The sequence below is a fragment of the Citrobacter sp. Cu233 genome (genome assembly GCF_030332225.1).
Lineage (GTDB): Bacteria > Pseudomonadota > Gammaproteobacteria > Enterobacterales > Enterobacteriaceae > Citrobacter.
This window is the reverse complement of sequence record NZ_JAOWIF010000042.1, coordinates 445,052-456,537: the sequence shown is the minus strand read 5'-3', so window position 1 is coordinate 456,537 and position 11,486 is coordinate 445,052. Positions and strand designations below refer to the sequence as shown.

Here is an 11,486-nt window from a genome sequence, read left to right as displayed (position 1 = left end):
TATTATGGAAAGAGTTTAACAATGCAGCAGTTACAGAACGTTATTGAGTCCGCTTTTGAGCGTCGTGCCGACATCACTCCGGCAAATGTGGATACCGTAACCCGTGAAGCGGTTAATCAGGTTATTTCTTTACTGGATTCCGGTGCACTGCGTGTCGCAGAAAAGATTGACGGCCAGTGGATCACCCATCAGTGGCTGAAAAAAGCGGTCCTGCTCTCTTTCCGTATTAACGATAATCAGGTTATCGATGGTGCGGAAAGCCGCTACTTCGATAAAGTGCCGATGAAATTTGCCGACTACGATGAAGCACGCTTCCAGAAAGAAGGCTTCCGCGTGGTTCCGCCTGCGGCCGTGCGTCAGGGGGCATTTATCGCGCGTAACACCGTGCTGATGCCGTCTTACGTTAACATTGGTGCATATGTTGATGAAGGTACGATGGTTGATACCTGGGCTACCGTAGGTTCTTGTGCGCAAATCGGTAAGAATGTTCACCTGTCCGGCGGTGTTGGTATCGGCGGTGTGCTGGAGCCATTACAGGCAAACCCGACCATCATCGAAGATAACTGCTTCATCGGTGCGCGTTCTGAAGTCGTGGAAGGCGTGATTGTCGAAGAAGGTTCCGTCATCTCGATGGGCGTGTATATCGGTCAGAGCACCCGTATTTACGATCGTGAAACGGGTGAAGTGCATTATGGCCGCGTACCGGCGGGTTCTGTTGTCGTTTCCGGCAACCTGCCGTCGAAAGATGGCAAATACAGCCTGTACTGCGCGGTGATCGTGAAGAAAGTCGACGCTAAAACGCGTGGCAAAGTGGGTATCAACGAACTGTTACGTACCATCGACTAACAGCAATTTGAAAAAGCGGGCTTCGCCCGCTTTTTTTACATCTGCGGGTGGCATAAACAAGGCTTTTCGTTAATTATTCAATGGTTATAGTGAGCTTAAGGGTACCGCTATGTATGACAATCTGAAAAGTCTGGGCATTACTAATCCTGAAGAGATCGATCGTTACAGCCTGCGGCAAGAAGCCAACAACGATATCCTGAAAATCTATTTCCAAAAGGATAAAGGCGAGTTTTTTGCCAAGAGCGTGAAGTTCAAATATCCCCGTCAGCGTAAAACGGTGGTCGCCGATGGCATCGGTCAGGGCTACAAAGAAGTGCAGGAGATCAGTCCAAACCTGCGCTATGTGATCGATGAGCTGGATCAGATCTGCCAGCGCGATCGCAGTGAAGTCGATCTTAAACGCAAGATCCTCGATGATTTACGTCATCTGGAAAGCGTCGTGACCAACAAGATCAGCGAAATCGAAGCCGATCTGGAAAAGCTGACGCGTAAATAATCGCATGTGAATGTATTCGTAAGCCGGGTAAGGCGAAGCCGCCGCCCGGCATTTTTGCCTGATGGCGCTACGCTTGTCAGGCCAGCAAGCCCCTTATCTTCTACCGCTGCTCATCCAGTTGCAACGCCACATACAGTAGCAGTCTGTCGTCAAAATTCCCCAAATCCAGCCCGGTAAGTTCTGAAATACGGTTCAGGCGATATTCAAGCGTATTGCGGTGGATAAATAGTGCCTTTGAGGTCGCCAGCGGCTGTACATTGTGGCGAAACCATGCCGCTAATGTCCGGCGCAGCAAACCGTTGTTATCCATCGCTTTCAGCCGTACCAACGGACGGGCCAGCTCATTAGCCTGCCAGCCACCACGCAGGCTGTCTAACAGCACCGGCAACATTAAATCCTGGTAAAAATAGCTGCGGCTTTCCGGCATGCGCTGCTTACCCACCATCATGGTCGTACGCGCGGTGCGATACGAGCGGGCAATGCTGCCCGGCCCGGTAAAATAGTTGCCCAGCGATACGCGAAAGCGTAGCTGTCCGTTCTCTTTCATACGGGCGATCAGTTGTTCAACGCGCTTGCGATGATCTTCTGCATCCCAGCGGCCAAACTGATTCAGCGCAGGTTTCAGAACCACCATCTCAGTCAGTGAAACAATTGCAATCAGATTATTTCGTTCTGGTGTCGTCAACGCATTTTGTAATTGCTGTAGTTCAGCCATGGCGCTGTCTACACCAAGCTGACCGCTGTCGACCTCCACCACTGCTACCACACGTGGCTGGTTCAGATCTATACCTAGCCGCTGCGCCCATTCCACCAGCGCCGGGGTGTTCTCTTCAGCCTGAATCAGATTCATCACCAGTTCTTCGCGCAGACGACTGTCCTGAGCGAGCAGATGCATCAGACGCGACTGTTCCAGCATCATTTCGGCAGTCATACATACCAGTTCACCGTACTTACGCAAATGCTCCGGCTCACCGGTTAAACCAATAACGCCAACAATTTCGCCTTCAAGCCGCAGCGGCAGGTTTATTCCCTGTCGCACGCCGTGCAGATGTCTCGCTACCGCATCATCAATATCGACTACCCGGCTCTGTGAGAGCACCAGCAGCGCACCTTCGTGCAATTCACCAATACGTTCGCGATCGCCACTGCCAATGATCCGCCCACGGGCATCCATTACGTTGATATTGGTATCAATGATGCGCATCGTGCGCGCCACAATATCCTGCGCCATTTTGGTATCGAGATGCCAGCCAGCCATAAAGCCCTCCTGTGAGCAGTGCTCAAGCATAGGGAAGAAAACAGGCTACGGCATTGTGCAAATGCACAAAGCAGAAGAGAGAAGTATGGAGTTGTGGTAGGTATCACAAAAAGAAACCCCTTCCCTGATATGGGAAGGGGTTCAAGGGATTACTGCATCAACAGATAGATAGAGCTGTCACCACGCTGAATGTTCAGCGCCAGAACAGCGGGTTTACTGTCGAGAATTTTGCGCAGTTCCGCGATGTTTTTCACCGGTTGCTGGTTCGCACCAATGATGACATCCCCTTTCTTCAGGCCAATCTGTGCCGCCGGCGAATTCGGTTTCACATCGCTTACCACGACACCTTTGTCCTGGCCTTTGTTGCTCATATCCGCACCTTCAATACCTTTGAAGATAGAGCTAGAATCAACCTGAGTCTGGCTGCTCTGCTGCAGTTCCAGGTTCACCGTTACCGGCTTACCGTCGCGCAGCAGGCCAAGGTTAATTTTGCTCCCCACTGGCATTGTGCCGACCTGCGCACGCAGCGCAGCGAAGCTGCTGATTGGTTTACCGTTCAGTGATGTAATCACGTCACCAGCTTTGATACCGGCTTTCGCTGCAGAAGAGTTCGGCATAACCTGGCTGACGAATGCCCCACGCTGGGCATCCACTTTCATCGCTTTCGCCAGCTCAGAGCTCAGCTCAGTCCCCATAATACCCAGCTCACCGCGTTTAACCTGACCGAACTCAACCATCTGCGAAGTCAGGTTTTTCACCATGTTGCTTGGGATAGCAAAACCGATCCCGATGTTGCCACCGTCCGGCGCGAGGATCGCGGTGTTAATCCCGATCAACTCACCATTCAGGTTAACCAACGCACCACCAGAGTTACCGCGGTTGATCGCCGCATCCGTCTGGATAAAGTTCTCGTAGTTTTCGGCATTCAGGCCACTACGCCCCAGTGCAGAAACGATACCGGAAGTCACCGTTTCACCAAGGCCAAACGGGTTACCAATCGCCACAGTGTAATCACCCACGCGCAGCGCATCAGAATCTGCCAGCTTAATCGCTGTCAGGTTTTTCGGGTCCTGGATCTGGATCAGCGCGATATCAGAGCGCGGATCTTTTCCGACGATCTTCGCGTCAAACTTACGACCATCGCTCAGTTGAACCTTGATCACCGTCGCGTTATCGACCACGTGGTTGTTGGTTACAACGTACCCTTTCGCAGCATCAATGATGACGCCAGACCCCAGCGCCATAAATTTCTGCTGCTGTCCGCCGCCGTTGTCAGCACCCGGAGCGCCACCCTGGCAGAACGGTGAACTCTGGAACGGAGAACCGTCCTGACAGAACGGAGAGTTATCACCGAAGAACTGCTGGAAATTACGCGGCATACGCGGCGTATTGACCGTCGTGCTCCCCTCGACATTAATACTCACCACCGATGGCATCACTTTTTCGAGCATCGGGGCCAGGCTTGGCATCTGTTGGGCTGTTGTTGCTGAAGACGCTGTCTCAGCCGCCGTTGCAGACAGGGGGGACAACGCCAAACCTAAACTCAGAGCCAGTGCACTCATTGCTAATGTGGTTTTTTTCATGTGTTTCGTTCTCGATTAACAGGTCACGCAAAATTGCTGTATACCTCAGAGTCGTTTTATAGCGCTAAGTTCCAGAATGAAGTTTAAGGAAAAAGTAAAATTTTATTGTCCGTCTTTACAAATGAGTATTTATTGTTCTACCGCCATCAGCCGTCTATATTCATCCCAGGCATACAAGTCAGTCATCCCGCTGATATAATCCTGAATTAAACGGCAACGGTAATAATATTCCATAACTGGGAACTCGGCACTACCCGGCAATATTTTACTGACCGCCTCAACATAAGCAAGGCGATGACGGGTAGACAGCTTTTGAAATAATCGTGATTCGATAGGGAACTGTTTTAATCTTTCGTGCTCAACCAGCCCGCTAAAGTCGGATAATGACATTTTTAACAGTGGTTGGTAGATTTCCAGAAGCCCACTGATAACCCGATAGCCTTGCAATTCCAGTTGCTCCACATCTGGATGGCTAAACACATGTTTTACCGCTACATTTTTATAAACCCCAAGCAACTGACTGAAGCTACTGGCATCTTCTAATAAAGCGTGATTAAAACTCCCCTCAAAAATTTGCGGTAAATTATCAATAAAACGCTGAGCGGCATACGGTACCAGTTTATTCAGCGTGTTAACGCGTAAATACATAAAGAACTGATCTTCCGTACTGCGACTTAATGTATTTGAACGAGATTTTTCCCAGGCGTTCTCAACAACCTGACTAAACAGGGAACCTTTTTCATGATGCCCCCACGCCTCATACAGATGGTGGTAAAGCTGCTCGACGCTGAAGATTCTTTTCTCAACAGCATCCTCCAGATCAGCCACACAATAAGAGATATCGTCCGCTGCTTCCATAATCCAGGTTAATGGAAAGCGACTGTAAGGTGCTAAGAATAATTCTTTACGTAACCGCTCAATATACGGTTCCTCGGAAAGGTAATATCCCGGTTTCTTCATTAAATAGTTATGCGTTGCCGGCGTATCTCCACGCCACCATGCCGGGCGCGTATATTTTAAAATCCCCCCCACCTGCGACCAGGTCAGGTTCATGCGCATCAGGGTATGCACCAACCGAATGCCCTGCGCATTGCCTTCAAAATGGCACAGGTCCTGACGTACCTTGCGGCGAATATCATTGAGCGACTCTTCACCTTCACGTAAACGTAACGCTGGCACCAGGCAGCGATCGTCACTTAAGGGCTGACTTTCAGCATCAGCCGGATAGAGTCGCTGGCGAAACCAGTCATTAATTGCTGCCTCGCCAAAGTGACCAAACGGCGGATTGCCGATGTCATGCATCAGGCAGGACATTTCGACAATGCTTTCAAAGGGACCGGTCAACTCATCCAGGCCGAACTGCTCCAACAGTTTTTGCTCTTTCAGTCGACTGAGGATCTCTTTGGCGATATAACGTCCTACCTGCTGAACTTCCATCGAGTGCGTCAGGCGCGTACGCACCGCCGCGTTACGCTCCAACGGAAAGACCTGGGTTTTTTGCTGCAGTCGGCGAATAGCCGGAGAATTGATAATGCGCCCACGGTCGCTTTCGAAAACACGCAGGATCTCATGCTCAGATTTCACGCCCTGCGGCGAACGGTAACGACGATGCCAGTTTATTTTTTTTCGGAAATCGATCTGTGCCATGTCCTCTCCCGCCTGAGAAATGCGCTACCCCTTAAGCGCATGATAGACTATGCCCTCAAATCTGGCTTATCGCGAGTAAATCTATGAAAATCGGCATCATTGGTGCAATGGAAGAAGAAGTTACGCTGCTGCGTGACAAAATCGAAAACCGTCAGACAATCGCTCTTGGCGGTTGTGAAATTTACACCGGCCAACTGAACGGCACTGAGGTTGCGCTACTGAAATCGGGCATCGGTAAAGTGGCTGCGGCGCTGGGCGCTACGCTGCTGCTTGAACACTGCAAGCCAGATGCCATCATCAATACCGGTTCAGCGGGTGGCCTGGCTTCTACGCTAAAAGTGGGTGATATCGTGGTATCTGACGAAGCGCGCTATCACGATGCTGACGTCACCGCATTCGGCTATGAATTTGGCCAGCTACCGGGCTGCCCGGCCGGTTTTAAAGCCGACCCGGCACTGATTGCTGCAGCGGAATCCTGCATTGCCGAACTCAATCTGAACGCCGTCCGTGGACTGATCGTCAGCGGCGATGCCTTCATTAACGGTTCCGTTGGCCTGGCAAAAATTCAACATAACTTCCCACAGGCGATTGCCGTTGAGATGGAAGCAACCGCAATTGCGCACGTGTGTCACAACTTTAACGTGCCGTTTGTTGTCGTTCGCGCTATCTCTGACGTCGCCGATCAGCAGTCCCATCTCAGCTTTGACGAATTTCTGGTCGTTGCCGCGAAACAGTCAAGCCTGATGGTTGAAACGCTGGTGCAGAAACTGGCGCATGGCTAACTTCATCTCCAGGGCGCTGGTCGCCCTGCTTTTCACTCTTCCGGCGTGGCTTTACGCCGCGCCGCGCGTGATTTCACTTTCCCCAGCCAACACTGAACTGGCCTTCGCCGCCGGTATTACCCCCGTTGGCGTCAGCAGTTATTCAAACTACCCGCCTGAGGCCAAAAATATTGAAGAGGTCTCAACCTGGCAAGGCATGAATCTGGAACGTATTGTGGCGCTCAAACCCGATTTGGTTATTGCCTGGCGCGGAGGGAATGCTGAGCGGCAAGTCAATCAACTGATCGCTCTGGGAATTAAGGTCATCTGGGTCGATGCCATCACCGTCGAGCAGGTTGCTGATGCATTGCGTCAACTTGCGCCGTGGAGTCCCAGACCTGAACAGGCAAAGCAAGCAGCGCAAACCTTGCTTGATGAGTATGCTTTACTAAAATCTCAGTATGCCAACAAACCGAAAAAACGTGTGTTTCTCCAGTTTGGCGCAAATCCTCTGTTTACCAGTGGAAAAGGTTCCATTCAAAACCAGGTTCTTGAGGTATGTGGTGGAGAAAACATCTTTTCCGGCAGCCGTGTTCCATGGCCGCAGGTCAGCCGCGAACAGGTCCTGGCAAGAGCCCCTCAGGCAATTGTTGCTACCGGCGGTTCGGGCGAAATTCTTAAAATTGAGCAATACTGGGGAAATCAGCTAAAAATCCCGGTTATTACTCTTGATAGTGACTGGTTTGAACGCGCGAGCCCGCGTATTATCCTCGCCGCAAAACAACTCTGTAATGCGCTTTCACAAGTAAATTAGCGCCTGCCCACACCAGGTTTGTTGTGAGGATTTAAAGATGCTCGTCTATTGGCTGGATATTGTCGGTACCGCGGTATTTGCTATCTCTGGCGTATTGCTTGCCGGAAAACTGCGTATGGACCCCTTCGGCGTTCTGGTCTTAGGCGTGGTAACCGCCGTCGGTGGCGGTACGATCCGCGATATGGCGCTGGATAACGGCCCCGTATTCTGGGTTAAAGATCCCACAGATCTGGTGGTGGCGATGATCACCAGTATGTTGACGATCGTGCTGGTACGTCAGCCAAGACGCTTAGCGAAATGGATCCTTCCGGTGCTGGATGCCGTAGGTCTGGCGGTGTTCGTGGGTATTGGCGTGAATAAAGCGTTTCTCGCAGGAACCGGACCACTGGTGGCAATTTGTATGGGGGTCATTACCGGTGTAGGCGGCGGAATTATTCGCGATGTGTTAGCACGTGAAGTGCCGATGATATTACGTACCGAAATCTACGCTACCGCATGCATCATTGGCGGCATCGTCCACGCCACCGCGTTTTATACCTTTAATGTGTCGCTGGAAAACGCCAGTATGATGGGGATGGTCGTTACCCTGCTGATTCGGCTTGCCGCCATTCGTTGGCATTTGAAATTGCCGACGTTTGCGCTGAATGATAATGGACGTTGATATTGTTTTGCCCGATGGCGCTACGCTTATCGGGCCAACAACATCTTTCCTGTAGGCCGGATAAGACGCTTGCGTCGCCATCCGGCATAACGAACAGCAATCAGATGCTGAAAGAGGAACCACACCCGCAGGTGCTTTTGGCGTTCGGGTTAGTCACAACAAAGCGAGAACCTTCCAGACCTTCGGTGTAATCAACCGCACCACCTACCAGATACTGCAGGCTCATCGGATCAACCACCAGACCAACACCTTGCTTCTCAATGGTCATATCACCATCGTTTACCTGATCATCAAAGGTAAAACCGTACTGAAAACCACTGCAACCACCGCCGGTGATATACACGCGTAATTTCAGATTTGGGTTATCTTCATCTGCGATCAGGCTTTTTACTTTATTGGCTGCTGCTTCAGTAAATTGCAGTGGCAGCGCTACGTCATCACTCATATTTTGCTCCAAACGACATTGGCAATTGGGCAAATTATAACCCAATGGTTGAGGCCATTATCTAATACCCTGGTATTTCGTTCAAGTATTCTCGCCCGTGGCGGTACTCTGGCTTTTTGCCGCCTGCTCCGCTTCCTGCTTAGCCAGCGTGCGGGCAAGGATAGTCGAGTATAGCGGTTTTCCGCCCATAAACTGGGCTAATAGTGTTGCGCCAAGACAGGTAATAATCATTGGCAAAATGAGCTGATAGTTATCCGTCATTTCCAGCACCAGCACAATACCCGTTAACGGCGCACGCACCGAAGCGGCCAGCAATGCCCCCATCCCGGCAATAGCAAACGTCCCCGCCTCCAGATGATACTGCGGAAAAGAGGCCGCTGCAGCCATGCCAAATGCCGTTCCCAGCAATGTGCCTAATGCCAGCATCGGGGCAAATATCCCACCAGGCGCGCCGGATGAGAAGCACAGCAGCGTGGTGATGACCCTGGCGATAAAGATAAACAGCAGCAGGCCCACGCTGAAATTGCCCGCCGCAGCAATCGGGATCAGATTAAATCCACCGCCTGCCGCTTCAGGTTGAATCAAACCGAGGATCCCGCACAGGCCGCCGATCACGCCGCCCATCAGCACCCATTTTTTAATTTCACCACCGTGAAAGCGTTGAAACATATCCTGGGTACGCAACACCATGGTATTGAACAACGGCCCGACGCAACCAAAAATAATCCCAAGGATGAGGTACAACCACAGCGTATTAACCGGCGCATTGGAGAGTTTCCCGACCTCAATAATCGGGGCCTCACCGTTGAAAATACGAAACACAATGCTCGACATAATCACGCCGGTAAATACGGCTTTGATCGACACGAGGTTATAACGAAACTGTGGTCGCATCTCTTCAATAATAAACAGAATGCCGGCCAAAGGCGCATTAAACGCGGCCGACAGACCCGCAGCCGCACCGGTTGCCAGTAAGGTGTGTCGCGCTTCGGCGCTACGCATGTGGAAAATATCCAGCACCATGCGCCCAATATTGCCACCAATTTGCACCGTTGGCCCTTCCCGGCCAAGCACCATCCCGGCACCCAGCGTTCCCATACCGCCGATAAATTTTACCGGCAGCACACGCCACCAGCGCACCGGGCGGAGCTCTTCCAATGCGCCTTCAATCTCAGGGATCCCCGAACCACCTGCTTCCGGGGCAAATTTACGCACCAGAAAATAACCTACCATCGCCAGCAGTGCAGAAAGAAGAAATGCCAATGGCCATACAAGGACGGCGTAGTCAGCAACCTGTGCCAGCGCGCCAATACGCAGATTCTGCACCCAGGTCACGGCTTTCTCAAACGCCACGCCCACCAACCCCGTCACTGTACCCACCACGGCGGCCATAAAGAGGATCGCCAACGGCGTTTTGTCACGATCAAGGAGTCGACGGATCTGATCCCTGCGCCGTAAACGCACAATTTGTTGTGCTTCAAAAGAAGGGGTGTCTGTTTTCATCAGATAATCATTAATTGGTAATACAAATACGGAAACGGCATTCTACTCGCACGTTTCGTGAAAATCCCCTGCAAATCGTATTGTTTCAAATACGCAAAACTTTCATAACCTTCTCTGAATAACTAGAATAGCGGGCATTTACTTTTTCTACGAACCAGGACCCCATCCATGAGTAAGTCTGAAAACCTCTACAGCGCAGCACGCGAACTTATCCCCGGCGGCGTTAACTCCCCAGTTCGCGCCTTTACTGGCGTGGGTGGTACTCCGCTGTTTATTGAAAAAGCGGACGGCGCATATCTGTATGATGTCGATGGTAAAGCCTATATCGATTATGTCGGCTCCTGGGGGCCGATGGTGCTGGGTCATAACCACCCGGCAATTCGCAATGCCGTGATTGAAGCTGCAGAGCGCGGTTTAAGCTTCGGCGCACCGACCGAGATGGAAGTCAAAATGGCGGCGCTGGTCACTGAGTTAGTGCCAACCATGGATATGGTACGTATGGTGAACTCCGGTACCGAAGCCACAATGAGTGCGATCCGTCTGGCGCGTGGTTTCACTGGCCGCGATAAAATCATCAAATTTGAAGGCTGCTACCACGGTCATGCTGACTGCCTGCTGGTAAAAGCCGGTTCCGGCGCACTGACGCTTGGCCAGCCTAACTCTCCGGGCGTTCCGGCGGATTTTGCGAAGCATACCCTGACTTGTACCTATAACGATCTTGCCTCCGTACGTGCGGCATTCGAGCAGTATCCGCAGGAGATCGCCTGTATTATCGTTGAGCCGGTTGCGGGCAACATGAACTGCATCCCGCCATTGCCGGAGTTCCTGCCGGGTCTGCGCGCGCTGTGTGACGAGTTTGGTGCGCTGTTGATCATCGATGAAGTCATGACCGGTTTCCGCGTCGCACTGGCGGGCGCGCAGGATTACTACGGTGTCGTGCCGGATCTGACCTGCCTGGGTAAAATCATCGGTGGCGGCATGCCTGTTGGCGCATTTGGCGGCCGTCGTGATGTGATGGATGCCCTGGCCCCAACCGGACCGGTTTACCAGGCGGGTACGCTGTCCGGTAATCCAATTGCGATGGCGGCAGGATTCGCCTGTCTGAATGAAGTCGCCCAGCCGGGGATTCATGAGACGCTGAACGAACTGACGACGCGCCTGGCGGAAGGCCTGCTGGAAGCCGCCCAGGAAGCCAATATTCCACTGGTGGTTAACCATGTCGGCGGGATGTTCGGGATTTTCTTCACTGATGCAGAAAGCGTAACCTGCTATCAGGACGTGATGTCCTGCGACGTTGAACGCTTTAAGCGCTTCTTCCATATGATGCTGGATGAAGGCGTTTACCTGGCACCATCCGCCTTTGAAGCAGGCTTTATGTCTGTCGCGCACAGCGAAGAAGATATCAATAACACCATCGACGCCGCGCGTCGGGTGTTTGCGAAGCTGTGATCCATTCGCCTCGCCTGTTAAGG

The 11,486-nt window shown here is 51.9% G+C and carries 11 protein-coding genes and 1 pseudogene; 6 read left to right on the top strand and 6 right to left on the bottom strand.

Going from position 1 to position 11,486, the window contains the following annotated elements; translation table 11 throughout:
- Nucleotides 1–21: 21 nt before the first annotated feature.
- Nucleotides 22–846: a 2,3,4,5-tetrahydropyridine-2,6-dicarboxylate N-succinyltransferase gene (gene dapD, locus OGX95_RS20640; protein WP_286630801.1), complete on the top strand. Its 825-nt coding sequence runs from the start codon at nucleotides 22–24 to the stop codon at nucleotides 844–846.
- Between the two features lie 109 nt (nucleotides 847–955).
- The gene (locus tag OGX95_RS20635; protein WP_005132126.1) at nucleotides 956–1,342 is read left to right on the top strand and encodes a DUF3461 family protein; all 387 of its coding nucleotides are present in this window, start codon (nucleotides 956–958) and stop codon (nucleotides 1,340–1,342) included.
- 100 nt (nucleotides 1,343–1,442) lie between these two features.
- Here the strand turns inward: OGX95_RS20635 and cdaR are convergent, their stop codons facing one another.
- The 3 genes from cdaR to dgt form a co-directional block, all read right to left on the bottom strand.
- A complete protein-coding gene (gene cdaR, locus OGX95_RS20630; protein WP_286630800.1) occupies nucleotides 1,443–2,600 on the bottom strand; it encodes a DNA-binding transcriptional regulator CdaR in 1,158 nt (385 codons plus the stop codon).
- Between the two features lie 149 nt (nucleotides 2,601–2,749).
- The gene (gene degP / locus OGX95_RS20625; RefSeq protein WP_005132129.1) at nucleotides 2,750–4,183 is read right to left on the bottom strand and encodes a serine endoprotease DegP; all 1,434 of its coding nucleotides are present in this window, start codon (nucleotides 4,181–4,183) and stop codon (nucleotides 2,750–2,752) included.
- 129 nt (nucleotides 4,184–4,312) lie between these two features.
- Nucleotides 4,313–5,830, bottom strand: coding sequence for a dGTPase (gene dgt / locus OGX95_RS20620; RefSeq protein ID WP_286630799.1), 1,518 nt, complete (start codon nucleotides 5,828–5,830; stop codon nucleotides 4,313–4,315).
- Nucleotides 5,831–5,913: 83 nt separating this feature from the next.
- Between dgt and mtnN the strand changes: the two genes are divergently transcribed.
- From mtnN to OGX95_RS20605, 3 genes are read left to right on the top strand one after another with little or no spacing between them, the layout of a single operon-like run.
- Nucleotides 5,914–6,612: a 5'-methylthioadenosine/S-adenosylhomocysteine nucleosidase gene (gene mtnN / locus OGX95_RS20615; protein WP_005132132.1), complete on the top strand. Its 699-nt coding sequence runs from the start codon at nucleotides 5,914–5,916 to the stop codon at nucleotides 6,610–6,612.
- Nucleotides 6,605–7,405 carry a vitamin B12 ABC transporter substrate-binding protein BtuF gene (btuF, locus tag OGX95_RS20610; RefSeq protein ID WP_286630798.1) on the top strand — a complete coding sequence of 267 codons (801 nt, stop codon included), beginning with the start codon at nucleotides 6,605–6,607 and terminating at the stop codon, nucleotides 7,403–7,405. The genes mtnN and btuF overlap by 8 nt, the downstream gene beginning before the upstream one ends.
- Nucleotides 7,406–7,442: 37 nt before the next feature.
- Entirely contained in the window at nucleotides 7,443–8,066 is a 624-nt protein-coding gene (locus OGX95_RS20605; RefSeq protein WP_286630797.1) for a TRIC cation channel family protein, read from the top strand.
- 100 nt (nucleotides 8,067–8,166) lie between these two features.
- On the opposite strand, the gene erpA is transcribed toward OGX95_RS20605, so the two are convergent.
- From erpA to clcA, 3 genes and pseudogenes are all read right to left on the bottom strand, one after another.
- Nucleotides 8,167–8,511: an iron-sulfur cluster insertion protein ErpA gene (gene erpA, locus OGX95_RS20600; RefSeq protein ID WP_003018581.1), complete on the bottom strand. Its 345-nt coding sequence runs from the start codon at nucleotides 8,509–8,511 to the stop codon at nucleotides 8,167–8,169.
- A pseudogene (gene yadW, locus OGX95_RS20595) lies at nucleotides 8,504–8,569 on the bottom strand (small protein YadW). Before yadW ends, erpA begins: the two are co-directional and overlap by 8 nt.
- 23 nt (nucleotides 8,570–8,592) lie before the next feature.
- A complete protein-coding gene (gene clcA, locus OGX95_RS20590; RefSeq protein ID WP_286630796.1) occupies nucleotides 8,593–10,014 on the bottom strand; it encodes a H(+)/Cl(-) exchange transporter ClcA in 1,422 nt (473 codons plus the stop codon).
- A 168-nt stretch (nucleotides 10,015–10,182) separates the two neighbouring features.
- On the opposite strand from clcA, the gene hemL reads away from it, so the two are divergent.
- Nucleotides 10,183–11,463 (top strand): glutamate-1-semialdehyde 2,1-aminomutase, encoded by a 1,281-nt coding sequence (gene hemL, locus OGX95_RS20585; RefSeq protein WP_286630795.1) that lies wholly within the window; start codon nucleotides 10,183–10,185, stop codon nucleotides 11,461–11,463.
- The last annotated feature ends 23 nt before the right edge of the window (nucleotides 11,464–11,486 follow it).